The 24500-nt window shown below is 62.4% G+C and carries 27 protein-coding genes; 18 read left to right on the forward strand and 9 right to left on the reverse strand.

What is annotated here, in order from left to right; genetic code table 11:
* Positions 1-117 precede the first annotated feature (117 nt).
* From AC1D0I_RS25385 to AC1D0I_RS25420, 8 genes are all read left to right on the forward strand, one after another.
* Complete coding sequence (locus AC1D0I_RS25385; RefSeq protein WP_477398560.1) at positions 118-525, forward strand: endonuclease domain-containing protein; 408 nt, start codon at positions 118-120, stop codon at positions 523-525.
* Positions 522-908, forward strand: coding sequence for a VOC family protein (locus AC1D0I_RS25390; RefSeq protein WP_477398562.1), 387 nt, complete (start codon positions 522-524; stop codon positions 906-908). The genes AC1D0I_RS25385 and AC1D0I_RS25390 overlap by 4 nt, the downstream gene beginning before the upstream one ends.
* A gap of 6 nt (positions 909-914) precedes the next feature.
* Positions 915-1406, forward strand: coding sequence for a GFA family protein (locus AC1D0I_RS25395; RefSeq protein WP_095086514.1), 492 nt, complete (start codon positions 915-917; stop codon positions 1404-1406).
* Complete coding sequence (locus AC1D0I_RS25400) at positions 1403-1879, forward strand: GFA family protein (protein WP_457151885.1); 477 nt, start codon at positions 1403-1405, stop codon at positions 1877-1879. Before AC1D0I_RS25395 ends, AC1D0I_RS25400 begins: the two co-directional genes overlap by 4 nt.
* Positions 1876-2832 (forward strand): prolyl aminopeptidase, encoded by a 957-nt coding sequence (pip, locus tag AC1D0I_RS25405; RefSeq protein WP_477398564.1) that lies wholly within the window; start codon positions 1876-1878, stop codon positions 2830-2832. Before AC1D0I_RS25400 ends, pip begins: the two co-directional genes overlap by 4 nt.
* Positions 2829-4451: a citramalate synthase gene (cimA, locus tag AC1D0I_RS25410; RefSeq protein WP_477226255.1), complete on the forward strand. Its 1623-nt coding sequence runs from the start codon at positions 2829-2831 to the stop codon at positions 4449-4451. The genes pip and cimA overlap by 4 nt, the downstream gene beginning before the upstream one ends.
* Before the next feature lie 83 nt (positions 4452-4534).
* Positions 4535-5452, forward strand: a complete 918-nt coding sequence (gene rarD, locus AC1D0I_RS25415; RefSeq protein ID WP_477398566.1) for an EamA family transporter RarD — start codon at positions 4535-4537, stop codon at positions 5450-5452.
* Between the two features lie 9 nt (positions 5453-5461).
* The gene (locus AC1D0I_RS25420) at positions 5462-6163 is read left to right on the forward strand and encodes a glutathione S-transferase family protein (RefSeq protein ID WP_477398568.1); all 702 of its coding nucleotides are present in this window, start codon (positions 5462-5464) and stop codon (positions 6161-6163) included.
* An 18-nt stretch (positions 6164-6181) separates the two neighbouring features.
* Here the strand turns inward: AC1D0I_RS25420 and AC1D0I_RS25425 are convergent, their stop codons facing one another.
* The 3 genes from AC1D0I_RS25425 to AC1D0I_RS25435 form a co-directional block, all read right to left on the reverse strand.
* Positions 6182-7180 carry a transporter gene (locus AC1D0I_RS25425; protein WP_477287334.1) on the reverse strand — a complete coding sequence of 333 codons (999 nt, stop codon included), beginning with the start codon at positions 7178-7180 and terminating at the stop codon, positions 6182-6184.
* 150 nt (positions 7181-7330) lie between these two features.
* A complete protein-coding gene (locus tag AC1D0I_RS25430; protein ID WP_477398570.1) occupies positions 7331-9640 on the reverse strand; it encodes a glycosyltransferase family 2 protein in 2310 nt (769 codons plus the stop codon).
* A 154-nt stretch (positions 9641-9794) separates the two neighbouring features.
* Positions 9795-10085, reverse strand: coding sequence for a muconolactone Delta-isomerase family protein (locus AC1D0I_RS25435; RefSeq protein ID WP_477287330.1), 291 nt, complete (start codon positions 10083-10085; stop codon positions 9795-9797).
* A 109-nt stretch (positions 10086-10194) separates the two neighbouring features.
* Here AC1D0I_RS25435 and AC1D0I_RS25440 point away from each other — a divergent pair, with 109 nt between their 5' ends.
* The gene (locus tag AC1D0I_RS25440) at positions 10195-11100 is read left to right on the forward strand and encodes a LysR substrate-binding domain-containing protein (RefSeq protein ID WP_477398572.1); all 906 of its coding nucleotides are present in this window, start codon (positions 10195-10197) and stop codon (positions 11098-11100) included.
* 74 nt (positions 11101-11174) lie between these two features.
* On the opposite strand, the gene AC1D0I_RS25445 is transcribed toward AC1D0I_RS25440, so the two are convergent.
* The 4 genes from AC1D0I_RS25445 to AC1D0I_RS25460 all read right to left on the reverse strand — a co-directional run bounded on the left by AC1D0I_RS25445 (position 11175) and on the right by AC1D0I_RS25460 (position 13846).
* Positions 11175-11972, reverse strand: coding sequence for a hypothetical protein (locus AC1D0I_RS25445; RefSeq protein ID WP_477398574.1), 798 nt, complete (start codon positions 11970-11972; stop codon positions 11175-11177).
* A gap of 107 nt (positions 11973-12079) precedes the next feature.
* Positions 12080-13003 (reverse strand): hypothetical protein, encoded by a 924-nt coding sequence (locus AC1D0I_RS25450; protein ID WP_477398613.1) that lies wholly within the window; start codon positions 13001-13003, stop codon positions 12080-12082.
* The gene (locus AC1D0I_RS25455) at positions 12961-13131 is read right to left on the reverse strand and encodes a DUF6471 domain-containing protein (protein ID WP_477398575.1); all 171 of its coding nucleotides are present in this window, start codon (positions 13129-13131) and stop codon (positions 12961-12963) included. The genes AC1D0I_RS25450 and AC1D0I_RS25455 overlap by 43 nt, the downstream gene beginning before the upstream one ends.
* Before the next feature lie 103 nt (positions 13132-13234).
* On the reverse strand, positions 13235-13846 hold the full coding sequence (locus AC1D0I_RS25460) for an LOG family protein (protein WP_457151876.1): 612 nt from the start codon (positions 13844-13846) through the stop codon (positions 13235-13237).
* 114 nt (positions 13847-13960) lie between these two features.
* Between AC1D0I_RS25460 and AC1D0I_RS25465 the strand changes: the two genes are divergently transcribed.
* The 8 genes from AC1D0I_RS25465 (at position 13961) to AC1D0I_RS25500 (ending at position 21904) form a co-directional block, all read left to right on the forward strand.
* Positions 13961-15448 carry a LysM peptidoglycan-binding domain-containing protein gene (locus AC1D0I_RS25465; RefSeq protein WP_477398577.1) on the forward strand — a complete coding sequence of 496 codons (1488 nt, stop codon included), beginning with the start codon at positions 13961-13963 and terminating at the stop codon, positions 15446-15448.
* Positions 15449-15695: 247 nt separating this feature from the next.
* The gene (locus tag AC1D0I_RS25470; RefSeq protein ID WP_477398579.1) at positions 15696-16589 is read left to right on the forward strand and encodes a LysR family transcriptional regulator; all 894 of its coding nucleotides are present in this window, start codon (positions 15696-15698) and stop codon (positions 16587-16589) included.
* Positions 16590-16710: 121 nt separating this feature from the next.
* Positions 16711-17547 (forward strand): SDR family oxidoreductase, encoded by an 837-nt coding sequence (locus AC1D0I_RS25475; RefSeq protein ID WP_477398581.1) that lies wholly within the window; start codon positions 16711-16713, stop codon positions 17545-17547.
* Between the two features lie 26 nt (positions 17548-17573).
* The gene (locus AC1D0I_RS25480; protein WP_477398583.1) at positions 17574-17957 is read left to right on the forward strand and encodes a DUF1330 domain-containing protein; all 384 of its coding nucleotides are present in this window, start codon (positions 17574-17576) and stop codon (positions 17955-17957) included.
* A gap of 88 nt (positions 17958-18045) precedes the next feature.
* The gene (locus AC1D0I_RS25485) at positions 18046-19116 is read left to right on the forward strand and encodes an alpha/beta hydrolase family protein (RefSeq protein WP_095086473.1); all 1071 of its coding nucleotides are present in this window, start codon (positions 18046-18048) and stop codon (positions 19114-19116) included.
* Positions 19117-19180: 64 nt separating this feature from the next.
* On the forward strand, positions 19181-19528 hold the full coding sequence (locus tag AC1D0I_RS25490; RefSeq protein ID WP_457155640.1) for an ArsR/SmtB family transcription factor: 348 nt from the start codon (positions 19181-19183) through the stop codon (positions 19526-19528).
* A 22-nt stretch (positions 19529-19550) separates the two neighbouring features.
* Complete coding sequence (locus AC1D0I_RS25495; RefSeq protein ID WP_477226266.1) at positions 19551-21431, forward strand: ABCB family ABC transporter ATP-binding protein/permease; 1881 nt, start codon at positions 19551-19553, stop codon at positions 21429-21431.
* Positions 21432-21556: 125 nt separating this feature from the next.
* Entirely contained in the window at positions 21557-21904 is a 348-nt protein-coding gene (locus tag AC1D0I_RS25500) for an antibiotic biosynthesis monooxygenase family protein (protein WP_477398585.1), read from the forward strand.
* A gap of 4 nt (positions 21905-21908) precedes the next feature.
* Here the strand turns inward: AC1D0I_RS25500 and AC1D0I_RS25505 are convergent, their stop codons facing one another.
* Together AC1D0I_RS25505 and AC1D0I_RS25510 are read right to left on the reverse strand one after the other, a co-directional pair.
* Positions 21909-22772 carry an SMP-30/gluconolactonase/LRE family protein gene (locus tag AC1D0I_RS25505; RefSeq protein ID WP_477398587.1) on the reverse strand — a complete coding sequence of 288 codons (864 nt, stop codon included), beginning with the start codon at positions 22770-22772 and terminating at the stop codon, positions 21909-21911.
* 99 nt (positions 22773-22871) lie between these two features.
* Positions 22872-23513: a lysozyme inhibitor LprI family protein gene (locus AC1D0I_RS25510; protein WP_477398589.1), complete on the reverse strand. Its 642-nt coding sequence runs from the start codon at positions 23511-23513 to the stop codon at positions 22872-22874.
* A gap of 286 nt (positions 23514-23799) precedes the next feature.
* Between AC1D0I_RS25510 and AC1D0I_RS25515 the strand changes: the two genes are divergently transcribed.
* Positions 23800-24498, forward strand: a complete 699-nt coding sequence (locus AC1D0I_RS25515; protein WP_477287304.1) for a phosphatidylserine decarboxylase — start codon at positions 23800-23802, stop codon at positions 24496-24498.
* The last annotated feature ends 2 nt before the right edge of the window (positions 24499-24500 follow it).

Below are 24500 nucleotides of genomic sequence, written 5' to 3' on the forward strand. Positions count from 1 at the left end.
GGGTAGAGGTGTGATTACGGGACAGCACCCCCCTCTGTCCTGCCGGACATCTCCCCCGCAAGGGGGGAGATTGGCCATCATCCATGATTTCGCCAACCTTCAAAACGAGGGCGCCTGATGGGTCACGACCTCGTCCCGCCACGCCAGCGCAAGAACGCAAAATCCATGCGTCGTGTGATGACCGATGCCGAGCTGAAGCTCTGGAACGAGCTTCGCGCGCACAGGCTGATGGGATTGAGCTTTCGACGGCAGGTGCCGATCGGCCCCTACATCGTTGATTTTGCCTGCTCGGACAAAAAGCTGACTGTTGAGGTTGATGGCAGCCAGCATGCGGATGCTGAGCATGTCGAGCGCGATGCAGAACGCAGCACCTTTTTGAAGGGCAGCGGCTGGACCATCCTGCGCTTCTGGAACGACGACGTCATTCGCGATATCGACAATGTCTGCCAGCACATCGTGATCGAAGCCGGCCTGGCCGGCGCTGAAATTCTGGCGAGCGAACCAGCAAGGGAGTCCGTACCATGATCGACCATCTCGGTATCACCGTTGCCGATTTCGATGCTTCGAAGGCTTTCTACGACAGGGCGATGGCGCCGTTGGGCGCTGCGCTGCTGTATATGGTGCCGCCGGAATACACCGGCGGCGCCAAGGTCGGCGGCTATGGCCGCGACCGGCCGGTGTTCTGGCTGAGTTCCGGCAAGGACAGGCCGAAAGACCACCAGCACGTCGCCTTCACCGCGCGCAGCCGCGCCGAGGTCGATGCCTTCCATGCCGCGGCACTTGCCGCCGGCGGCAACGACAATGGCGGGCCGGGCCTGCGTCCGCACTATCACCCGAATTATTACGGCGCCTTCGTCTTCGATCCCGACGGCAACAATGTCGAAGCCGTCTGCCATGCCCCGGAGTGAACCGCGATGAGCCTCGACAACCGACCGATCTATACCGGCGGCTGCCAGTGCGGCGCGGTGCGCTTTCGCGTCGAGGGCGCGCTTGGCGACGCTTCGATCTGCCATTGCCGCATGTGCCAGAAGGCGTTCGGCTCGTTCTACGCGCCGCTGGTTTCGGTGCGCGGCGCAACGCTCGACTGGACGCGCGGTGAGCCCAAATATTTCCGCTCGTCCAGCCATGTCGATCGTGGCTTTTGCGCCAATTGCGGCACGCCGCTGACCTTCACCGCGCCGGACGGCGTTGGCCTCGCCATCGGCGCGTTCGACAATCCGGCGGAGATCGTGCCGCTGATCCAGTGGGGCACCGAGGCAAAGCTGCCCTATGTCGACACGATCCCGCAATTGCCGGGCGAGGAGACGATGGCGGACATGTCGTCGGCCCCCTATCTGGCCGATCTCGTCTCCTACCAGCACCCGGACCACGACACCGAACAATGGCCGCCGAAGGAAAGATCATGACCGAGACAATACGAACCGGCGGCTGCCAGTGCGGCGCGGTGCGCTTCCGCATCAAGGGGGCGCTCGGCCGGCCGTCGATTTGCCATTGCCGCATGTGCCAGAAGCAGTTCGGCTCGTTCTTCGGGGCGCTGGTGACGGTGCCCAGGGATGGCGTCGAATGGACCCATGAGGAGCCAAGCTATTTCCAGTCGTCGGTCAACATCGATCGTGGCTTCTGCGCCCGCTGCGGCACGCCGCTGACCTATCGGCAGCCCGGTGGACTGGAGATCGCCATCGGCGCCTTCGACGACCGCTCCGATCTCGCCCCGCAAATCCAGGTCAACTACGCCGCGCGGCTGCCCTGGGTGGAGACGATCTTCGACCAGCCCATCCACCAGGACCCCGACTACTACGCCCGGCAGGAGCAGATCATCTCCTTCCAGCATCCCGACCACGAAACGGCGGACTGGCCGACCAAAGGTTTGCAGCTATGAGCAGTCGACTGCGCACCCTCTATCCCGAGATCGAGGCGTTCGAGTCCGGCATGCTCGATGTCGGCGACGGCCATCAGGTCTATTGGGAACGCTCCGGCACCAGGGGCGCCAAGCCGGCGGTGTTCCTGCATGGCGGGCCAGGCGGCACCATCTCGCCAAAACACCGGCGGCTGTTCGACCCAAAACTTTACGACGTCATCCTGTTCGACCAGCGCGGCTGTGGAAAATCGACGCCCAACGCCTCCCTGGAAGCCAACACGACCTGGCATCTGGTCGCCGATATCGAACGCCTGCGCGAGATGGCCGGCGTCGACAAATGGCTGGTGTTCGGCGGTTCCTGGGGCTCGACCCTGGCGCTTGCCTATGCCGAGACCCACCCTGATCGCGTCAGTGAACTGGTAGTGCGTGGCATCTACACGCTGACGCGTGCGGAGCTCGAATGGTATTACCAGTTCGGTGTCTCGGAAATGTTCCCGGACAAATGGGAGCGGTTCCTGGCGCCGATCCCGGAGGCCGAGCGCGGCGACATGATGGCGGCTTACCGCAAGCGGCTGGTGGGCAGCGACCGCAAGGCGCAGATCGAGGCGGCTCGGGCCTGGAGCCTGTGGGAAGGCGAGACGATCACGCTTTTGCCTGACCCCGAAACCAGCGGGCCTTTCGGACAGGACGACTATGCCGTCGCCTTTGCCCGTATCGAAAACCATTATTTCGTCCATGCCGGCTGGCTGGAAGAGGGCCAGTTGCTGCGCGATGCCTGGAAACTGAGGGATATACCCGGCACCATCGTCCACGGCCGCTACGACATGCCGTGCCCGGCGCGCTATGCCTGGGCGCTGCACAAGGCCTGGCCGAAGGCGGATTTTCACCTGATCGAGGGCGCCGGTCATGCCTATTCGGAGCCGGGCATCCTGGGTCAGCTGATCCGGGCGACGGACAGGTTTGCGGGCAAATGACCATGACCCGCGAGCGCCTCTACCTTTTCGACACCACCTTGCGCGATGGCCAGCAGACACCAGGCATCGACTTCTCCGTCGAGGACAAGATCGCCATCGCAAAATTGCTCGACGCTTTCGGCCTCGACTATGTCGAGGGCGGCTATCCCGGCGCCAATCCGACAGACACCGCCTTCTTCCAGGAGAAGCGCACGGCGCGCGCCAAATTTGTCGCCTTCGGCATGACCAAGCGGGCAGGGGTGTCGGCGTCTAACGATCCTGGCCTTGCAGCCCTTGTGCAATCGAAGTCGGACGCCATCTGCTTCGTCGCCAAGAGCTGGGACTACCACGTCCGCGTCGCGCTCGGCTGCACCAACGAGGAGAACCTCGACGCCATCAAGGCATCCGTCGAGGCGGCGATCGCCGCCGGCAAGGAGGCGATGGTCGATTGCGAGCATTTCTTCGATGGCTTCAAGGCCAATCCCGACTACGCCCTGGCCTGTGCCAGGACGGCCTTTGATGCCGGCGCGCGGTGGGTGGTGCTGTGCGACACCAATGGCGGCACGCAGCCGTCGGAAGTCCGCGCCATTGTCGAGCAGGTCATCGGCTCAGGCATCCCCGGTGGCAATCTCGGCATCCATGCCCATGACGACACCGGCCAGGCGGTCGCCAATTCGCTGGCCGCGGTCGAGGCCGGCGTGCGCCAGATCCAGGGAACGCTCAACGGCATCGGCGAGCGCTGCGGCAACGCCAACCTGATCTCGATCGTGCCGACCTTGGCGCTGAAGCCGGCCTTCTCCACCCGCTTCGAAACAGGTATTTCGGCGGAAGCCCTGACCGGTGTCTCCAGGCTTTCCCGCGCTTTCGACGAGCTCCTGAACCGTGCACCGGAAGCGCAGGCGCCCTATGTCGGTGCCTCGGCCTTCGCCACCAAGGCCGGCATCCATGCCTCCGCACTGGCCAAGGAGCCGGCGACCTATGAGCACGTGCCCCCGGAAGCGGTCGGCAACCGCCGCCGCGTCATGGTCTCGGACCAGGGCGGCAAGGCCAATTTCCTCGCCGAGCTGAAGCGGCGCGGGATTGATGTACCTAAGGACGACCACCGGCTCGATGCGCTGATTGCCGTGGTCAAGGAACGCGAGGCCGAGGGCTATGCGTATGAAGGCGCCGATGCCAGCTTCGAACTTCTGGCGCGCAAGATGCTGCACGGCCTGCCGGAGTTCTTCAACGTCACCTCGTTCCGTTGCATGGTCGAGCGCCGCTTCGACGCCAACGGCCAGTTGAAGACGGTGTCCGAAGCGATCGTCAAAGTGCTGGTCGACGGCGAGGAGAAGATGTCGGTGGCCGAGGGGCATGGCCCGGTCAACGCGCTCGACATTGCCCTGCGCAAGGATCTCGGCAAATTCCAGAACGAGATCGCCGACATGGAGCTTGCCGACTTCAAGGTGCGTATCCTCAATGGCGGCACGGAGGCGATCACCCGCGTGCTGATCGAATCGCATGATGGTACCGGCGCGCGCTGGTGGACGGTCGGCGTTTCCGAAAACATCATCGACGCTTCGTTCCAGGCGCTGATGGACTCCATCGTCTACAAGCTGATGAAGAACCGCGAGATGGCCGGGCTGGTGGCGGCGGAGTAGGGTTGAACCATCAACGAAAGTCCGTTGATCCATCAGAACTTTGTGATGGTCTTGGCAAGGCGGCTGGGCCATAGCGTTGGCCCATGGCCCCTGAAGCAACTGCCCTGGACACCGATTCAAAGGCCCGCCGCGGTTTTCTTTTGGCGCTGGGCGCCTATCTGCTGTGGGGATTGCTGCCCTTCTACATGAAGGCGGTCGCCCACCTGCCGCTCGCCGAAGTCATTGCCCACCGTATCGTCTGGTCAGTGCCGATCGCCGCGGCCGTGCTGGTCTGGGCCGGCCGCACGGCGGATTTCAAGGCGGCACTTCGCTCACCCCGAACCATCGCCATGGCCGCGCTGACAGCGGCGCTGATTTCGGTCAACTGGGGCATCTATGTCTGGGCGATCGCCGTCGACCGCACCGTCGAGACCGCGCTTGGCTACTACATCAACCCACTGGTCAACGTCGTCGTCGGCGCGCTGCTCCTGGGCGAGCGTCTCGACCGGTTGCAGATCGCGGCGGTGGTGCTGGCGGCAGTCGCCGTCACGGTGCTGACCATCGAGGGCGGCAAGCTGCCCTGGGTGTCGCTGGCGCTGGCGTTTTCCTTCGCCGCCTACGGCTTCTTCCGCAAGACGCTGCCGATCGGCCCGAGCCAGGGCTTCCTGCTCGAAGTGCTTTTGCTGTCGGTGCCGGCTCTCGGTTACATCGCCTACCTGATCGCGACCGGGCAGGACCACATCGTGTCCGGTAGCGGCGTCGATACGGCGTTGCTTATCGGCTGCGGTCCGGTCACATCGGTGCCGCTGCTGCTGTTCGCCTTCGGTGCCAAGCTGCTGCGCCTTTCGACCATCGGCATCATGCAATACATCGCGCCGACCATGGTGTTCCTGATCGCAGTCCTGATCTTCAACGAGCCTTTCGGCACCACCCAGGCCGTCGCCTTTGCTCTCATCTGGGTGGCATTGGCGATCTATTCCTGGTCGATGCTGACGAACGCGCGCAAGGCTTCTATCCGGTAAGGAGTTTCGATGTACCTGCTGCACATCGCCAACAAGAACTATTCCTCATGGTCGCTGCGGCCATGGGTGCTCATGCGCGAGCTGGATATTCCGTTCGAGGAGCGGCTGACGCCATTTCCGACCGGATCGAGCTGGGATCTCTACCGGCCGTTCTCACCCAGCGGCCGGGTGCCCTGCTTGATAGACAACAGCCTGGTCGACGATGGCTGGGCGGTCTGGGATTCGCTTGCCATCGTCGAGTATCTGGCCGAGCGTCACCATGGCGTCTGGCCCGTCGAGGCCAAGGCGCGCGCCTGGGCGCGCTCGGCCGGCGCCGAAATGCATTCGAGTTTCACCGCACTGCGCGGCGCGTGCCCGATGACTTGCGGCGTACGCGTCAAACCGTTCCCGATGTCCGATGCGCTGAAGCAGGATCTCTTCCGCCTCGGCGACCTATGGAACGATGGCCTTGCCCGTTTCGGCGGGCCGTTTCTCGCCGGCGCACATTTTACCGCCGTCGATGCCTTCTTTGCCCCGGTGGCGTTCCGGGTGCAGTCCTATGGGCTCACCTTCGAGGGGGCGGCTGCGGCCTATGCGGCACAGCTCCTCAATCTGCCGGCGATGCTCGAATGGTATGCGGCCGGCCTTGCCGAGACCTGGCGCGACCCGGACCACGAGGCGGAAATCCGTGCCGCCGGGACCATCATCGAGGATCTTCGCGCTTCGGCATGAACAGTCGCCGGGCTGCGGTTACAGCCCCCGGCCAAGCCGCCTGACGAACAGATAGGTGGCTGCCGCGATAAACACCGAGACCGCGGTCACCACCCAGAAACCCATGGGTGTGTCGACCAACGGCAGCCCGCCGACATTCATGCCGAACAGGCCCGAGATGATGGTCATCGGCAGCAACACCGCCGTCATGACAGAGAGTACATAGAGCAACTGGTTCGACTGCATGGTCAGCTTGGCCATCAACTCGTCCTGCAACAGCCTTGTGCGCGCCTGCAACTGCTCGCCGTCATGATAGAGCGTATGCGCCCGCTGCGAGAGCCTTGCCGCCATGTCGTTGATCGGGTCAGGCAGCTCGTTGCGATGCGAATGGTCGAGATGCCGGAACAGATTGGTGATCGTCGCCATCTGCCGATGGATCACCACCAGCTGCCGGCGCGCCTCGACCAGCGCCTGTCGCTCATTGTGCCATGCATCGCGCACGACGCGGTCCTCGATGCCGTCGAGCGTGTCGCCCAGCTTGCCGAGCTCGACCGACATGCCGTCGAGAGACTGGCCCGTGACCGCCTCGATCAGTTCCGCCGGCGAGCGGAATTTCCGCGATCCATTCTCCACCGCCTTGCGGACGGCATCGACCGATTCCAGCGGCTGCTTGCGAGCGCCGACCAGCATCGTCTCGTTGAAGGCAAAGCGGAAATGGACAAGCCCGCGCGCTTCCGAAAAGTCGTGTTTTAGGTCCGGCAGATCGCCATAGAGCCAGCCATCCTCGAAGTCGATGTGACAGCCATGGCTGGGGGCGAGGAAGGCGTCGCGCACCGGCCCCGGCAAAGCTTTTTCGGCGCCGATCTCCTGGCGTGCATGCAGGTCGGTGATCTGATAGCTGCGCCAGGTCCAGCACGCCTGTGCCGGGTCCTTGGTGCGCAGGCCATCGGCGGTGAAATGATAGATGAAGAACAGCCCGTGCTCGTCGGGCAGGTAAGGCGACAGGTCGGTGCCTTCCGGGGCAAGAGCGACATCCATGGGCAGTACCAGATACAGTTTTCGGAAATGGCGCCGCGTGGCGGCAGCCTGACCGCGATTTCTAGCACGGACGAGTCCGCTTGCGTGTGACGGTTTCTTGACGGTCGATCACGGTCCGTCGATCACCGGCATCGCTTTCGATGTTGCCCGTCATCTGCGGCGCGCGAACGGGCCTAGAGCCCAACGCAATGGTGCGGTCAGCCGCCAGCTGCGTGACGCGAGGATCGCGTCGCGTTCTGCGCGGAGAGCGTCTCGGTCGCGGACGAGCATGTCGCGTTGGAGGCTGAGATCGTGGTTGGTGCGAATAAGTGCGTCGTGGTCGAGTGCGAGGTCACGCGTCGTGACCGTCGGCTGCGGTTGTTCCTGCAGCGGCAGCCGGGCGAGGAGCCATTCGGAAATTGCTGCCGGGAGGGCCAGCGTTCCGTCCAATATCGGATTTGCCTCTGCCGATCCGGCGCTGAACAGGTGATGATAGTGGATGTGGACCAATCGCGCCGCGTCGGGTGCCGGCAACCCAGCCAGGTTGTTGAGAGGAAAATTGTGCGTATCCGGCAAAAGTCGCACGGAGTGGTTTCCCGCGACTGCCGCCAGCGAGAAGGCGGCCTGGCTTGTACCCCAATAGGCGGTGGCCTCTCCGTGCAGAACCCCGGTTCCGGTGTTGTAGGTTGGCCCGTCGGCCCACGACTTCATATCCGCGGCCACCAATTGTCTGAAAATGTCTTCGGTGCGCTGGAAAAGCCCGCATGCCCTTTTTGCTACAAAAAGCCCGCCATTGTAGCTCGCCCGCACCGCCTGGCCACCGACCGTTGTGTGCACGATGGGCAGATGGTCATAGTCGACGCCGACAAGGGCGCACAACTTTCTCCAGTAGCTGTCGAAGGGGTCGCCAGGACCCGTCGTGCACATTCCCTTGACATCGACCGGGCGCGCGGCGGCCGAACTGGCGCCCAACGAAAAATCGGGCTCGGCGACAAATATCGTATCGCTGTCGAGCTGGATGATGATTGGCGGCCCCGGCCGACGTTCGACGTGAGCAAGCGCGTGAATGCGATACGACGTGCCATATTGCGGGTAGCAGCTCTCGATCTCGATCGGCAGATATTCGACACCCATCTGCTCAAGTTTGCGCAGCGTCGACACGGATGGGCGACGGTTGCTCCTTGGCGACACGACCGTTATCGGACACCGCGAATAGGCACCGGCGAAACAGCGTATGCTCTCGCACAGAAGCAGGGCTTGCGCTTCGAGAATGCCCGCCTCGGCAATCAGGACAAATTCGACACTCTTTTCGGCGATGTCGCGGGCCTGGCCAGCCTCCCGCGGCAGGGCCGGTACGCCCGGCGAGGGCGCCGGTGAAGGCTCTATTTTCGCGGTTTCGCCGAGCCATTTCCCCGTCGCGCGCAACCGGGCCTTCAAGCCAGCCGCCAGCCGCGTCATTGCCGCTCTGGTCGCGGCACGCCGGTCGAGCGGCCAACACAGGGAACAGACCCTCAGCATCTCGTGCATCGGCAACGGCGGACTGGCCAGCATGCGGGCAACGAGGCCATGCGCCAGCTGCCTGGCGGCATCCGCATCCTCGGCCCGCTCGAACGGCCCGGCGGCGGCGAGGAAGACGCGAAGCACGGCAAGCAGCTTGCAGTAGGCGGCGGCGCGCCGCTCGACGGCGATCTCATGCCCACGGATGAATTCGGTCATATCGCGCGCGAAGGCGTCGTCATAAAGATCGTAGGTCAGCCCAAGCTTGGCCCAAAGCGTCTCACGGATCGGATGCGTCCGGTTGCGCGCGTTCTTCGAGTGCTTCGTGCTCAGCCCTTGCGTGTTCAGCCGGTAGCGCGTCAGCGGCTCGGCAAGGTTTCGCGCCCGGCACAAAGGCAGCAGGGCAAAACACAGATAGTGATCATGCGATATCCACTGATCGGCCTTGTAACCTCCGACGGCCTCGAAGCCGCTACGGCGATAGGCCATGGATGAATGATAGAATGGATTGTGGAACAGGATGGTCCACCGGATCGCCAGATCCGTTTCGGGCATCAGCTGCCCGCCGACGACGCGGTCGGCTTCGTCGATCAGCGTTACCGCGTTTCCGACGAGGCCAAGCTCGGAGTCCTCGTCCAGCGCCGCGACCAGCCGCCCGACATGCGTCGGCTCGGCGATGTCATCGCAATCCAGACGCAGGATGATGTCGCCGCGGGCCGCCTCGATGCCGCGGTTGGCGGCGGCGGCTGGGCCAAGATTGGTGGGATTGGTCACGATCCGTATGCGCGGATCACGGCGTGCCAGCGCCTCGAAGACCGCGTCGTCGCCCGTCGCGTCATCGACGATCACAAGCTCAAGATCGCGGAACTCCTGGGTTAGGATGCTGTCGACCGCCGCGTCGAGGAAGCGCTGGTCGGTGTAGACGGTCATGACGACGGAGGCGCGGGGAGCGAGATCTGTTTCCGTCTCGGGTCTGTTCTCCAAAGTTTGTCCCCCTGCAGATGTTCCCCGATAGCCAACTCGCCCGCGAGCCGCAAACGGAAATCGCTACAGGACGAGTTTGCTCACCCGTATCCGGCGAAAGTCTTGGAGGGAGAGGAGGCGGCAAGCCTTGCCGACCGCCGCTCCTCTTGCGCCGTCAGCGCTTCGGGCCGAAGCCTGGATAGGGATTGAGCGGGACGATGGCGGCGATGTCCATCATGCCCGCCTTGACCAGCGGCAAGGTGGCGAGATGGTGGCGCACATCGGCGTCGCTGCCGGCCTCGAACATCATACCGCTGCCCGGGATGTCGCCGCGGTTCCACACCTGACGCACCGCGCCTTCGGCATAAAGCGTGCGCCGCTGCTCGGCCTCGCCGGGCAGCAGCGGCGCGAAATCGGCATCGCTGAACTTTTCGGTGTTGCGGGTGAGAAGGGCAAAGAACTGCATGGCGGTCTCCTTGGGTTGGGGTGTGCCAACTATCGCCGTGGCTAGCCAGACTGTCCAAGACTGAATAGGCTAAAGTTGAGACCTCCAAGGACTTGAAGATCGAAGAAAAATGTTCGACTTGCGCCAACTCCGCTATTTCGTCACGGTCGCCAAAACCGGCAATGTTGGCCGTGCCGCCGAAATCCTGCATATTTCGCAATCGCCGCTCAGCCGGCAGATCATGCAGCTCGAGGAGCAGCTTGGCGTTCCCCTGTTTGAAAGAGCCAGGCAACGGGTCCATCTCAACGCCGAGGGCCGCGCCTTCCTCACCGAGGCCCGCTCGCTGCTGTCCAACGCGGGACGATTGGAGGAGTTCGGCCGCAACCTAGCCAGCGGCGCCGTCGGCCGCCTCGCCATCGGCTATGTCGAGGGCGCCGTGCATGCCGGGCTTGTCGCCGGGATGCTGCGTCAGTTCCGCCGCGAACGGCCGGATTTTCACCTTCAATTGCGAAGCCTGCGGTCGGCGGCGCAACTGGAGGGGCTACGGCAACGCTCGCTCGACCTTGGTTTCGTCTATTCGCCGCCGGCTGACGATGACCCGGACATCGCCGCCATCGCGCTGCGCTGTGAGCCGCTGGTGCTGGTGATCCCTGAAGATGATCCGCTTGTGGGGTTGTCGGACATCAGGCCGCACCATCTCGACGGCCGCACCTGGATCACCGTCGTGCGCCAGCCTGACGACACCAACCGTGGCCAGTTCCTGGCCGCGTGCGCCAAGGCCGGCTTTCTGCCCGACATCGCTTATGAGACGGCCGATCCGTTGACCTCGCTCGGTCTGGTCAGCGCCGGTCTTGGCCTGGCCACGGTGCAGGCCAGCCTGCGTGCCGCCGCACCGTCACGGATCGTGTTTCGCGACCTGCCATGGTTCGAGCGAACGGTTTCCATCCATCTTGCCTGGCGGCGCCACGACCGCCGCGCGGTGATCGCCGGCTTGCGGCAGGCAGCCGGGGAAGAGGGCAGGGCAGTAGGGCAGTAGGGCGGCCTTGTGTAGCAAAAGTACCAAGCGCGGATTGGCGGTGACGCCGTTTGAAGAGATTCGCGACTACCCTCTTAGTCGGATTCGTTGCCCTTAGCGGTTACATGGGCTCCGTTTTTGGTGCCACGCTGCCAGAACTTCACCCTGAAATTGGTGAAGCGCGTCACGCCGAACACATCAAGGTAGAGAATCCTTCCGTGAGCCCAAAATCCGGCTTCGCCGCGGATGATCGCCTCACACTCTTCCTTGGTCAGACTGTGGTCGAGGCGAGCATCGTTTGTTTCGAACTGGATATGCATTTCTTCGTTGGGGCCAAGTGTCCCACTACTGCTACCCCCAAGGGAATCGGGTTCTGGCCAAATAGGCTCTTTGCCATCGTGAGAGATTACCCAGTGGCCCTCACCTTGAACATGATAGGCGGGTGTCTGGCCGCAATTTTTGCCGACGACATGGATGTCAAAAACGCCTTTCCGAACATCATAATTGATAGTCGTTCTAGCGGCGATGTAGGCGCGCAATTGGCGCTCACTGCTGGAGACGGAGTGGTCGTAGGTCCACTTGGTGTAAAGAAAGGCGGCGAACAAAAGGACCATGCCAAGGGCGCCCAAAATAGCTTGAGCGTATGTCGGCACTACCTGCCTCTCGGCGGCTGTAGCGCCACGTTCGGCGGCATTAGCGCCGCGAACCTGAGCGTCCAAATCTTCGGAATCATGCTTGTYGGCTTTTGTCTCGCGTTCGGTTGCGTGATTGGCATCATCTGGATTTTCGATAACCTTTACCGGGAGAGCCGACTTCCAGGTGTTGCGCTCGCTGGTGTCTGCATTCCCTTGGGAAAGCTTATCAATGGTGGCTTGGCCTTCAGCGGCCATCATCTGGGCTTCCTGCGCGCCTACATGGGTCGTTAGCACCATGAACAGCGCAACTAATAGAAACCGCATAGACTCCCCCTCCAGATCGCGCTTCTTTTGTCTTGTCGCGTCTACGCCTGCTTGCCGCCCTGCTTTTCGCGGCGCGCTTTCTCGCGAGCGGACCGCATGATGCGGCGGTAATCAACGATCCAGCCGGAACTGAACTGCGGCATGAGTTGCATAGGAAGGCGCAATTCCTTGCCCTCTTGGATTGCTTTTGCGATCTTTGCCCGACTCGGTCCGAACAAGAACAGGAATGTCGAGTCCATATCAATGTTTCCCGTTTTGACGTCGAAAACCGTTTGATATTCTAGAAGGCCGTCCACATTGAATCCGGGGCCACGTATTCCGGGGCCGGGATCGTCAGTTTTCCCAAATGCGCCAATCAAATAGTCGCCCTCGCTATCCGGCTGTATGATCTTTGCAATTTTGAAGATGCTCACGGTTCCTTCAACATGGCCGCCAGTCGGTTCTTCATTAAAGACATTGGCGTTACTTCTTTGGAAATTGGCAGTGACGTTGAAGGCCGGCGAGTTTCCGGCATTTCGCACCCTTATGAAGACCTGCGGATCCCTACTGCCATAGTAAACAACCGTTCCACCGGTGACGGCGAGATACGCACGGGTCTGGAGTTCGCCCATTTCGCGAGTGGCGGCCACGGCATTTTCGGTGGCTTCGGTCGCTCGTTGATTGACAACCAGCGTGCTTCTGACCAGCCACACGGCCCAAGTGCTAACGCCTACGCTGAAGAGAGCGCAAAACGCTGCGATCCATTGTGCGTACGTATCAGACGGCGTAGCGTAGGTTTTCCAGAAGCCGGGCGTTTCGACTGGTTTTTCGTTCCCTTCGGTTGTCTGTTCGGTGTGTTGCTGTCGATCCTTACTATCGGCTGGATCACGAAACCTCGGAACGGCCCAAACGAGAATCAAAAGCGCGATGGCGAGCCCAACAACTAGCCCGAGTGCAGTGTCTGCGACCCTATCGCGCTGAGACATTGAAGTAAAAAAGCCGCCGTGAATTTGCCCCTAGAGAGCTTATTCCGCACGTTTACCTCTTTCTCGTCAACGCCAATCGCATTCAGCTTTTCGACTAACTGCGAATAGGTGACGCCTTTCCGCTTCAATTCGGCTTTCAGGAGGTTGGTGCGTTTACTAAATAAGACCGCAGTAGGGGCAGCACTCCAGGCAATCTACATACTGCCTCACTGCCCCTACTCCCTTATTCCCCTACATCTTGTCGATAACCGACTGCATTCCCTCTGTCGGGGCGTCGACCGAGGAGCCTGCCACCATGATGGCGGCGACGATTGCCTCGGGGTCGTTGACGACCAGCGGCTTGACCCGCTGCGCGGTGTGGATGAAGCCCTCGGCGGCCATGTGGTCGAGCAAGGCCAGCATCGGATCCCAGAATCCGCCGACATTGGCGAAGACGATCGGCTTGCGGTGATGGCCGAGCTGCCCCCAGGTCATGACCTCGACGATCTCCTCGACCGTGCCGATGCCGCCCGGCAGCGCCACAAAGGCGTCGGATTTTTCGAACATCCTGTGTTTGCGCTCGTGCATGTTGTCGGTGATTACGAGTTCGTCGAGCCGGTCAAGCGCGGTTTCGGTCGCCTCCTTGTTGATCAGGAAGCGCGGAATGATGCCCGTCACCTTGCCGCCGGCACGCAAGGCGCCCTCGGCTACGGCGCCCATGATGCCTTTGGTGCCGCCGCCGTAAATCAGCCTGAGGCCGGAGCGCGCAATCGAGCGCCCAAGCAGGTGACCGGCCTTGGCATAGGTTTCATCGCGGCCCGGAGACGAGCCGCAATAGACGCAGACGGATCGAATCGTGTTCATACCGATGATTGGTGATTGGGTCTGAAAGCGGGGTCAAGCCCGGGGCGGGCTTTTTCTTGTCGGCTTTGGCAAAACAGGCTAGACCGGCATTAGGTGGCTAAGGGGTAGGGAAATATGGCAATTAATCCACTGAAGGCGTTCTTGTTCGCAGCGGGTGGGACCGTTGCGGCCGCAGGAACCGCCTATGTATCGGGCGCACTCGACCCATATCTCATTCGCAGGCCGCCGGCGGAAGTGGCAGCACTGACGCCGCCCGCGGCGCCGAAACCAGCCGATCCCGGCACGGAAGCGCGGCTGCCGCCAGCGGCGGTGCCGGCCGCTCCCGCCGCGGCCCCTCAGACGACGGCCCCGGCCGCACCGGCAACAGATGCGGCGGCTCCAGCCGCGCCCGCAACGGATGCGGCGGCGCCTGCTGCGGCCGGTCCGATCGTGCCGTCCTTCGATGTGGTGCGCGTCGAGAGCAATGGCTCGATCGTCATTGCCGGCAATGCGGCGCCCAATTCGAAGGTAGAGATCCTCAACGGCACCACCGTGCTCGGCTCGACGGTCGCTGGTCCCGATGGCGCCTTTGTCATCGTGCTCGACGATCCGTTGAAACCCGGCGACTACACAATCGCATTGCGCGCCACCACCGGCGATGTCGTGACCGCCTCGGCGCAAACCGCCGTCGTCTCGGTTCCCAAGGATGCGGCGGGCCAGGTGCTGGCCATGGTCGAGGAGCCCGGCAAACCGGCCGAACTGCTCACCGTTCCGGCGCCCGAGACAAAGCCGGCGGCACCGGCCGCTGGCGACCAGGCTGCCGCCCCGGCGGCTCCTGCGCCAGCCGTGGTTGCAGCAGCCCCCGCTCCGGCGGCACCGGCTACGTCGCCCGCCGGATCAGTGGCCGAACCCAAGATCGTCGTCGAAGCGGTCGAAATCGACGGCAAAAAGATCTTTGTCGCCGGTCTCGCCGATGCCGGCCGCAAGGTGCGCGCCTATGCGAATGACATCCTGCTCGGCGACGCGAAGACGTCGCCGGACGGCCATTTCCTGGTCGAGGCGACGCGTGACATTCCGGTCGGCAGCTACACCATCCATGTCGATGGCCTCGATGCCGACGGGGTGACAGTTGTGGCCCGCGCCGCCGTACCGTTCGAGCGCGAGCCGGGTGATTCTGTCGCCGCCGTGGCGCCCGCCGAAGCAAAGCCGGCCGTGCCTGCCGTCGCCGGGGCTGCTCCGGCGGAATCCGCATCGGCTCCTGCTGCACCGGCCACCGAGGCTCCGGCCACGACGCCCGCTCCCGCCACCGACGCTGCAGGAGTTGTGGCTGCGGCAACGCCGCCAGGCGATGTGCCCGAGACGGTGGCGCCCAAGCTCGAGCATGCCGGCAGTGCCGTCATCATTCGCCGCAACGATACGCTTTGGCGGATTTCGCGGCGCGTCTACGGCCATGGCGTGCGCTACTCGACCATCTACCTCGCCAACCAGGATCAGATCAGCGATCCCGACCGCATCTGGCCGGGGCAGGTGTTCAAGGTCCCGCAAAAGTCGAAGGAAGGCGAAGCCGCCGACCTCAAGGCGATGGGCGAGCAGGCGACGACGGCTCCGCCCAAGACCAAGTGATTGTATTGAGCGCGCTCGCCTCCACCGCGAGGCGAGACGCCTTCGACTGAGTCCCTGCACAACAAAGGACTTCTGGTTCGGTGTTGAACCAGCCCGGCGGTGTCGCTCGGGCTGGTGACCCAATTCTGTTTCGTCATCAATCCCCGGCGCTTCGGCCGTGATCGGTTTCGGCGTCCACCAAATAGCCGAGGACGAACATGTCGATTGGGCGCTATAATCGGCGCGCAGTCAGAAACAGGACTTATAAATGAGAAAAGGCGACTTCAGCGAGTTGGCCATGTTTATCGCGGTCGCCGAAGAGGGAAGCTTTACACGTGCCGCCGCGAAGCTTGGCCTGTCCCAGTCGGCACTCAGCTATGCCGTCCGCATGCTCGAGGAGCGGCTCAAAGTCAGATTGATCTCGCGAACGACACGCAGCCTGTCGCTGACCGACGCTGGAGAAAGGCTGCTTCACAGCCTGCGTCCGGCATTCGACCATATCGACAATGAAATCGCTCAGCTCACCGCCCTTCGTGACAAGCCTGCGGGCACGATCCGCATCACCACCTTCCGGCACGCGGCAAGAACGGTGCTCTGGCCCGTCCTGTTGAAGCTCCTGCCGGAATATCCGGACATCGCTGTCGAGATCAATGTCGATGAAGGGCTGACCGACATCGTCGCCGGTCGGTTTGACGCGGGCATCCGCGTCGGCGAGCAGGTCGAGAAGGACATGGTTGCGGTCCGGGTGAGCGCGGACATCCGCATGGCGGTGGTCGGCTCCCCAACGTATTTTGCCACTCGCGAGGTTCCCCAAACGCCGCGCGATTTGAGCAACCACAATTGCGTCAGCTACCGGCAGAGCGCAGGGGGTGGGCTCTATGCCTGGGAGTTTGAGCGCGACGGCGTCGAGCTTGAGGTCCGGGTTAACGGGTCGCTCGTCATCAATGACAACGAGATGCTGGTTAACACTGCCCTCGGCGGACTGGGGCTGGTCTATACCTTCGAATCGCAAATCGCCCAGCATGTTGCCGATGGACGCCTCATCCGTGTGCTGGAGGATTGGTGCCCGCCATTCTCCGGCTACCACCTCTATTATCCAAGCAGACGACAACAAACCCCGGCCTTCGCCGTCCTGGTCGAAGCGCTCCGCTACAAAGGGTAGTGGTTTTCGACTGACGATGACGCATTTATCAATCCCATTTCTAAGTTCATGCAGATAATAGCGTCTAATCGGGATAAGCTGCGCGGTCTATCTCCTGTCCATCGAAGACAAGGAGTTGGATATGAGCAAGGTCTGGTTCATCACAGGTGCCGGCAGCGGTATTGGCGCCGCCACCGCCAGGGCGGCACTGAAGGCAGGCGATCGGGTGATCGCGACTGGCCGCAATCTCGACAAGGTCCGCAATGCGCTGAGCGATGTCGCAGGCGACAGGCTCGTGTGCATCCAGGTGGATGTCGCCAACGAAGCACAGGCGAAGGCTGCGGTTGACGAGGCGATGAAGGCCTTTGGACGCATCGACGTTCTGGTCAACAATGCCGGCTACAGCCTGCTTGGCAATTTCGAGGAGTTGAGCACCGCCCAGATCGAGGGACTGATCTCGACAAATCTGTACGGCGTCATCCACGTCATGCGTGCGGTCCTTCCAGCCATGCGCAAACAACGCTCGGGCCGGATCATCAACATCAGTTCGCTTGCCGGCATAATGGGCTTCAAGCATTGCGGCGCCTACAGCGCTGCCAAATTCGCGGTCGAAGGCCTTTCCCTCTCGGTGGCGCAGGAGGTCGAACAGTTCGGCATCAAGATCGTGGTGGTCGCGCCGGGCTTCTTCCGCACGGACCTCCTCGATGCCCAGAACGCCAAGTATAGCGCTAGCACGATCGAGGACTATGCCGCTGAAGGCACGGCCCAAGACATGTGGTCGGGCTATGACGGCAAACAGCAAGGTGATCCCGCCAAGCTCGGCGCTGTCCTCATCAAACTTGCCGGGATGGAGATTCCGCCGAGGCAGTTCCTGGCTGGCAGTGACGCCCTTGCGGCGTTCAAGCCGGTCCTCGAAGGGCGCCTCGAGGATCTGAGCGCCTACGCGGACCTGTCCATGTCGACAGACGGCTCATTCTAGGCCCACAAAACCAAAGGAATTGCACAATGAAGAGACTCGCTATCGGCGCGGTCGCAGCCACGGCCGCCACCATCGTTCTTGCCGCAACAGGCTTTGCGCAGAACACACAGCCGCCCGGCTACATGATCGCCAACTACACAATCAAGGATCAGGCGGGCTACCGCAAATATATGGAAGAGGCGGGTCCGCTTGCCCCGAAATATGGCGGCAAGATCATAGTCTTCAACCTCAACGCGAACGCGGTGGAAGGCCAGCCGAAAAAGGTTATGGCCATAGCCGAGTTTCCAAGCCTGGCCGACGCCCAGCGCTTCTACAATTCGCCCGAATATACGGCCGCGAGGAAGTTCCGCGTTGCCTCGACCGAAGGCACGGTTGTCATCACGGAAGGTTTTGTCCCTCCGCAGCCATAACGGGCGAACAGGGCGGGCAACACCGAGTGCGTCCTGGCCTCAAATCCCAGCGGACATCGACATCTCAACAACCATCAAGGAGGCCCACATGGGCAACCAGCGCGACAATTCTGTTCAGCAGGAAGGCGCTCTCTCGAATGACCGCCGACAGCTTCTGAAAGCCGGGGTGGCGCTTGCCGCTTTCCCTTTCATCGCCGCCTCATCCTCAGTTGCGACGGCTGCGGACAATCAAACGCAAACAGGTGCAACCATGACAGATGCCAAATCCGAAGAGTTCATCAATGGCCTTGCCGATTTGATGGCACATTCAACCCGCACGCCGATCCTGAGGTGGCCGAATGAATACGGCATGGAATACGAGGAGATCTTCTTTCCGGCGATGGATGGCGTGACAATCGAGGGCTGGTTCATCCCTGCCCAGTCAGACAGGTTGCTCATCTTCAATCACCCCATGCCCTGCAATCGCTACGGCTATCCGGGGCATCTGGAGCCGTGGAAAAATTTTGGCGGCTTCGAAGTGAATTTCCTGCCGGAATACAAGCTCCTGCATGATGCAGGCTACAACATCGTCACCTACGACATGCGCAACCATGGTCGCAGCGGGACGGGCAGCGGCGGCATCAATGGCCACGGCGTGCTGGAATATCGCGACGTCATCGGATCGCTGCGTTACGCGAAATCCCGGCCCGATACCAAGGACATGAAGACGGCCCTTTACAGCCGTTGCCTGGGAGCCAATGCCACCATCGTGGGCATGAAGAAGCATCCGGAGGAATTCAGACACATCAAGGCGATGATCGCCTTGCAGCCTGTCACGCCTGCGGTATTCGTGGAAACAGCTGTCGAAAACCAGAAAATCGCCAATGGCCTTGATCTGTTCGACGTGGCCTTTCACAAGCGGACCGGCTTCCACCTCGCCGACGTCTGGCCGATGGACTATGCCAGGGCAGTGACTGTTCCGACGCTCGTCGCGCAGGTTCGCAATGATTTCCTGACCAAGCCCTCCAATGTGCAGGAAATTTACGACACCATCTCCTCAGAGGACAAGAAACTGTTCTGGATCGAAGGGACAGACCAGCGTTTCGAAGGATATAACTACTTCGGAAAAAACCCCCAGCTGGTGCTCGATTGGTTCAGCTCTCACATTCCAACGGCCTAGCAGCCAAATCTGCCCAAAAGGGCAGCTTGCCGCAGAACCGGTCATCGTTTATCGCCGATGGACGATGACCGAATCCCCCTCCGAAACAGACGGATGCCGCTCCGCGCCGGCCAACTGCGCCCCGGACAGCCGCACCGTTGCCGCGCGGCTTGCCGCGTTATCCCACCCGGCACGCATCGAAATCATAAAGCACCTGTCAGCCAGCAACTCCTGTTGCTGCCGTGAAGTCGTCGATCGTTTCGATCTGGCGCAGTCCACCGTGTCACAACACCTGAAGATACTGGTCGAGGCCGGGCTGGTCCGCTTCGAGCCCGATCGCCAGCGCTCGCGCTATGCGGTCGACCACGCCGCGCTTGCCGATGTTTCCGCATCGGTCGCCGCGCTCGTCAATTCCTGCTGCTCCGGCCGCTGAAAATAAGAAGAAGGCACCAGAAATGGCCGAAAAAACCGTCTCCGACTCCTCGACCTTCAAGACGCTGCTCAATCTGTGGCCTTACATGTGGCCGGCGGATCGCGCCGATCTCCGGGCACGGGTCACCTGGGCGACGCTTCTCTTGGTTGTCGCCAAACTGACGCTGGTCGCCGGTCCTTATTTTTTCAAATGGGCGACCGACGCGCTGGCCGGCGACGCCAGGTCTGTGCCGCCGCTGCCAACCTTCCTGCTGGCGCCCGTCATGCTGGTCGTCGCCTACAACGTCGTGCGACTGGTGCAGCTTGGTTTCAACCAACTGCGCGACGCACTGTTTGCCCGCGTCGGCCAGTACGCGGTGCGCCAGCTCGCCTTCCGCACCTTCGTCCATATGCATGAACTGTCGCTGCGCTTTCATCTCGAGCGGCGCACCGGCGGCCTGTCGCGCATCATCGAGCGCGGCACCAAGGGCATCGAGACGATTGTCCGATTCATCATGCTCAACACCGCGCCGACCATCCTCGAATTCGCGCTGACCACCGGCATCTTCGCCTACACCTATGGCTGGAAATACGTCGTCGTCGTCGCGGTCACCGTCTGGGTCTATGTCTGGTTCACGGTGCGGGCGAGCGACTGGCGCATCGGCATCCGCCGCGACATGAACGACAGCGACACCGACGCCAACACCAAGGCGATCGACTCGCTGCTCAACTACGAGACGGTCAAATATTTCAACAATGAAGGCATGGAGGCCGAGCGCTTCGACCGCTCGATGGCGCGCTACGAGATCGCGGCGACCCGCATCTGGACTTCGCTCGGCTGGCTGAACTTTGGCCAGGGCATCATCTTCGGTCTCGGCACCGTCATCGTCATGTGCATGTCGGCACTCGAAGTGCAGGCGGGCACGCAGACGGTCGGCGACTTCGTCTTCATCAACGCGATGCTGATGCAGCTGTCGGTGCCGCTCAATTTCATCGGCTTCATCTATCGCGAAATCCGCCAGGGGCTGACCGATATCGAGCAGATGTTCGACCTTCTGGATGTTCCGCAGGAGATCGTCGACAAGCCGGATGCCAGGCCACTCGCCGTCAGCGCAGGGAAGGTCGAGTTTCGCGACGTGCATTTCTCCTATGATCCGAACCGCAAGATCCTGAAGGGCATCAGCTTCGCGGTGCCGGCCGGCAAGACCGTGGCCATCGTCGGGCCATCGGGCGCCGGCAAGTCGACCATCTCCAGGCTGCTGTTCCGCTTCTACGACGTCCAGGGCGGCCAGGTGCTGATCGACGGTCAGGATATCAGGGACGTGACGCAGGAAAGCCTGCGCGGGGCGATCGGCATGGTGCCGCAGGACACGGTGCTGTTCAACGACACCATCGCCTACAACATCCGCTATGGCCGCATCGGCGCCAGTGAGGAGGACATGCGCAAGGCGGCCGAACTCGCCCAGATCGGCCCGTTCATCGAGCGGCTGCCCGATGGCTACAAGTCGATGGTTGGCGAGCGTGGGCTGAAACTCTCCGGCGGCGAGAAGCAGCGCGTGGCGATCGCCCGCACCATTTTGAAAGCACCGCCGATCCTGATGCTGGATGAAGCGACATCGGCGCTCGACAGCCACACCGAGCAGGAGATCCAGGCAGCGCTCGATCTGGTCAGCCGTGGCCGCACCACCATCGTCATCGCCCACCGGCTGTCGACTGTGATTTCCGCCGACGAAATCATCGTGCTGCAGGATGGCCAGATCGCCGAGCGCGGCACCCATGCCGAGCTGATGCGCAAGCACGGCCTCTACGCCTCGATGTGGGACCGCCAGCGCGAAGCGACCGAAGCCGAGGAGCGGCTGCGCATCGCCCGCGAAGGCGACGAGCTTGGCGTCATCGTCCGCCGCCGCACGTCGGAGGTGTCATAGCGGCGGCTCTTCTTCTCCCCCTTGTGGGAGAAGGGAAAGAATCCGCTTGACCTCAACTTTAGTTGAGATTGTAGGCCGTTCTTGGAGCCCGCAAACACCAAGATCCAGGAACGGAACAATCGAAAATGAGCAAGATAAATCAGAGTGCTGATGGCGGCAGCGTGTTCAGGGTGGACAAGTTCGTCGTCCCGGCCGCCGCCCGCGAAGAGATACTCGCCAAGGTCAAGGCAACGCATGAGGTGCTACGCCGGCAGGATGGCTTCGTGCAAGATTTCCTGCTCGAGCAATTCTCGGGTCCGGGCGAATTCAACCTGGTCACGATCGTCGAATGGGAAAGCCAATCGGTCGTCGACCGGGTCGTGCCGATCGTCACGGCCGAGCATGCGCGTACCGGTTTCAATCCGCAGGAGACGATCGCCCGGCTCGGCGTGCGAGCCGACATCGCCAACTATCAGCGGATCCCCGGGGTGTAAGGCTCTACGGCCAGCCGACGCCAGGTGCCTGCGCTTCAACGCTGAGCACCTGGCCGGTGCGGGCATCGCCGGTCATGTGCTCGAAGCCGCGCCATTCGGCGGCGGCGATGAACAGCGTTTTCAGGTCCGCACCGCCCAGCATGCAGGCAAAGCAGCCGCGATCGACATTAACGGTCTGCAGCACCTCACCGCCTTCGAGCACCCGCACGCAGTGCTTGTTGGGGACGTCCGCGTACCAGGCCGCCCCTTCGGCATCGAGGCAGATGCCGTCGGGAAAACCATCGAGGTCGGCCCAGACGCGGCGGTTGGCGAGGCTGCCGTCCGCGGCGATGTCGAAGGCGGTCAGCCGATTGGCGTGCGATTCGGCGACGATCAGCGTCTTGTTGTCCGGCGTCACCGCCATGCCGTTGGCAAAGGCGATATTTTCCGCCACTTGCCGGACCGCGCCGTCCGGCGTGACCAGCACGACGGTACCTGGGCCGAAATACTGGCCGGGGGCCGGCGCCGGGCCGCCGCCATTGACATAGATGTTGCCGCGCCCGTCGACGACGATCTCGTTCCACGGGCTTTTCGACAGGCCGCGCAAATCGGCGTGGGTAACCAGTGAACCGTCCGGTTCCCTGCGCAACAGCAACCCCTCGCGACCGGAGACGACGAGCAGGCGGCCGTCCGGCAGCCAGTCTATGGAGTAGGGCAGCACAGCCGGCACGGTGAGAACGATCTCGCGGCTGCCGTCGGCATCGACGGCGATGATCTCGCCGGTCCCCCAGTTGCAGAGCCACAGGCATCCGTCATGCCAGCGCGGCGATTCCCCGAAGGCGAGGCCTTCCGTCACGACACGAGCTTTGTTGCCAGATGATGCCTGCATGATCGGGAGCCTCCGTTGCACGCGTCGTCGGCCCTTGCGGGCGGAATGAAGCGCTGTCTCACCAAGGACGGGCGAGGGGGCGCATCCCCGACAGCAGCCCTACTGTTTTTCGCTCAGGAAGAACGTTCCATCGGCATGGCCGTTGGCGCCGCATGATGGCGGTTCCGAAATGCCGTCCTTGCCGGTGCCGCTCTGCTCGACGACGAGCGCATCGCCATCGCGATGGAAGGTGAAAACAAAGCCGGTCGGCTTTTCGTTGTCGTCGGTATCGACCAACCGTAATTCCGTATGTGCCTTGACCGTGCCCCCGATCTCACACGAACCACTGCCGGAGACAGGATTGGCGACATCTTCCGACACGTCGAGCTTGCCGGCGCCAGCCGCCTTGATCTCGACCGTGCCGCGAACGCTGCTCCATGTGCCGATGAAACCGGTATCCTTGGGCTTGCGGATACCGGCGAGGAAGGCCACGCGGTCGCGCAGGAATTCGCCGAGATCGAAATTCTGCCGATCCTTGGGTGTGTTCTCGTTGAAGCCGGCGATCTGGTCGCGATACGCAATGAAATCGCTTTGGTCGTCCCGCAAGGCCTTGCCGGCGTGAGGATCGAGCGTCTTCAGCACCGCCGCGTAGGTTTTCGCCACGTCTGCATCGGCCTGCGCCAGGGCAGGGTCGGCGCAGATGGCCTTTTCCGCCGCGCTGGCGGCCTTGGCGCAGTCGAAGGATGGCTTGGCTTGTGCCATGGCGCTCCCGCTCGATGCCAGCAGTGCGGCCAGAACTGCAGCGATTTCAGCCCATCGCCTGGAATCAAGGTTGGCCCCGTTCAGGTGTCGGATCATGGGAAGTCGGTCTTTTCTCTGGAGCTGCGAACCGGCGGTGGCCTGAATTCTGGCGGCAAGGATGCCGACAGGCAAGCGCATGACGGCTCCTCCCAGTTGCGGCCAATGCGGCCTTGCCGATTGTTGCGTTGCGGTGAATTGGGCTTTCGGCTATTGAGGCCGGACTTGAAACGGAGCCTGCCCCAGCCCGATGAGCCTTGTCGATACGGTCAAGAACGCGTTCGTACCGATCCATCGCGAAGGCTATCCCTTTATCGCGGCCTTCGGCGCGGCGACGCTTTTCCTCGGCTACTTCTCGTCGATCCTGTTCTGGATCGGCCTTATCCTGACCGCCTGGTGCGTTTATTTCTTCCGCGATCCAGAGCGCGTCACGCCGGTTGACGATCGCCTTGTGGTGAGCCCCGCCGACGGCATCATCTCGGCGGTTGGACCGGCCGTGCCGCCGCGCGAACTTGGCCTCGGCAATGTCGAGATGACCCGCATCTCAGTGTTCATGAACGTGTTTTCCTGCCATGTGAACCGCGCCCCGGTGCGCGGCCGTATTGCCAAGATCGAGCACCGGCCGGGCAAATTCCTCAATGCCGAACTCGACAAGGCGAGCACCGAGAATGAGCGCAATGGCCTGGTCATCGACAGCCCCAACGGCACGGTCGCGGCTGTCCAGATCGCCGGTCTGGTGGCGCGCCGTATCGTCTGCTGGGCCGAGGCCGGCGGCTCGATTGCCATCGGCGAGCGTTTCGGCCTGATCCGCTTCGGCTCCCGTGTCGACGTGTTCCTGCCGCTCACCGCCACGCCGCGCGTTGCCGTCGGCCAGACGGCCGTCGGTGGCGAAACCGTGCTGGCCGAATTCGGCGGTGTCGCCGGCACTCCCCTCGTGCGGATTTCCTGACC

It is taken from the genome of Mesorhizobium sp. P2_D1, from assembly GCF_056404455.1.

What these genes read in the sequence shown, in the direction of transcription:
- AC1D0I_RS25485 (WP_095086473.1), top strand. Translation starts at nt 18,046, where the DNA reads ATGGGCAACCAGCGCGACAATTCTGTTCAGCAGGAAGGCGCTCTCTCG.
- AC1D0I_RS25440 (WP_477398572.1), top strand. Translation starts at nt 10,195, where the DNA reads ATGTTCGACTTGCGCCAACTCCGCTATTTCGTCACGGTCGCCAAAACC.
- AC1D0I_RS25450 (WP_477398613.1), bottom strand. Translation starts at nt 13,003, where the DNA reads ATGTCTCAGCGCGATAGGGTCGCAGACACTGCACTCGGGCTAGTTGTT.
- AC1D0I_RS25475 (WP_477398581.1), top strand. Translation starts at nt 16,711, where the DNA reads ATGAGCAAGGTCTGGTTCATCACAGGTGCCGGCAGCGGTATTGGCGCC.
- AC1D0I_RS25505 (WP_477398587.1), bottom strand. Translation starts at nt 22,772, where the DNA reads ATGCAGGCATCATCTGGCAACAAAGCTCGTGTCGTGACGGAAGGCCTC.
- AC1D0I_RS25470 (WP_477398579.1), top strand. Translation starts at nt 15,696, where the DNA reads ATGAGAAAAGGCGACTTCAGCGAGTTGGCCATGTTTATCGCGGTCGCC.
- AC1D0I_RS25515 (WP_477287304.1), top strand. Translation starts at nt 23,800, where the DNA reads ATGAGCCTTGTCGATACGGTCAAGAACGCGTTCGTACCGATCCATCGC.
- AC1D0I_RS25495 (WP_477226266.1), top strand. Translation starts at nt 19,551, where the DNA reads ATGGCCGAAAAAACCGTCTCCGACTCCTCGACCTTCAAGACGCTGCTC.
- AC1D0I_RS25490 (WP_457155640.1), top strand. Translation starts at nt 19,181, where the DNA reads ATGACCGAATCCCCCTCCGAAACAGACGGATGCCGCTCCGCGCCGGCC.
- AC1D0I_RS25500 (WP_477398585.1), top strand. Translation starts at nt 21,557, where the DNA reads ATGAGCAAGATAAATCAGAGTGCTGATGGCGGCAGCGTGTTCAGGGTG.
- AC1D0I_RS25395 (WP_095086514.1), top strand. Translation starts at nt 915, where the DNA reads ATGAGCCTCGACAACCGACCGATCTATACCGGCGGCTGCCAGTGCGGC.
- AC1D0I_RS25510 (WP_477398589.1), bottom strand. Translation starts at nt 23,513, where the DNA reads ATGGCACAAGCCAAGCCATCCTTCGACTGCGCCAAGGCCGCCAGCGCG.
- AC1D0I_RS25390 (WP_477398562.1), top strand. Translation starts at nt 522, where the DNA reads ATGATCGACCATCTCGGTATCACCGTTGCCGATTTCGATGCTTCGAAG.
- cimA (WP_477226255.1), top strand. Translation starts at nt 2,829, where the DNA reads ATGACCATGACCCGCGAGCGCCTCTACCTTTTCGACACCACCTTGCGC.
- AC1D0I_RS25420 (WP_477398568.1), top strand. Translation starts at nt 5,462, where the DNA reads ATGTACCTGCTGCACATCGCCAACAAGAACTATTCCTCATGGTCGCTG.
- AC1D0I_RS25400 (WP_457151885.1), top strand. Translation starts at nt 1,403, where the DNA reads ATGACCGAGACAATACGAACCGGCGGCTGCCAGTGCGGCGCGGTGCGC.
- AC1D0I_RS25385 (WP_477398560.1), top strand. Translation starts at nt 118, where the DNA reads ATGGGTCACGACCTCGTCCCGCCACGCCAGCGCAAGAACGCAAAATCC.
- AC1D0I_RS25460 (WP_457151876.1), bottom strand. Translation starts at nt 13,846, where the DNA reads ATGAACACGATTCGATCCGTCTGCGTCTATTGCGGCTCGTCTCCGGGC.
- rarD (WP_477398566.1), top strand. Translation starts at nt 4,535, where the DNA reads ATGGCCCCTGAAGCAACTGCCCTGGACACCGATTCAAAGGCCCGCCGC.
- AC1D0I_RS25425 (WP_477287334.1), bottom strand. Translation starts at nt 7,180, where the DNA reads ATGGATGTCGCTCTTGCCCCGGAAGGCACCGACCTGTCGCCTTACCTG.
- AC1D0I_RS25465 (WP_477398577.1), top strand. Translation starts at nt 13,961, where the DNA reads ATGGCAATTAATCCACTGAAGGCGTTCTTGTTCGCAGCGGGTGGGACC.
- AC1D0I_RS25480 (WP_477398583.1), top strand. Translation starts at nt 17,574, where the DNA reads ATGAAGAGACTCGCTATCGGCGCGGTCGCAGCCACGGCCGCCACCATC.
- pip (WP_477398564.1), top strand. Translation starts at nt 1,876, where the DNA reads ATGAGCAGTCGACTGCGCACCCTCTATCCCGAGATCGAGGCGTTCGAG.
- AC1D0I_RS25435 (WP_477287330.1), bottom strand. Translation starts at nt 10,085, where the DNA reads ATGCAGTTCTTTGCCCTTCTCACCCGCAACACCGAAAAGTTCAGCGAT.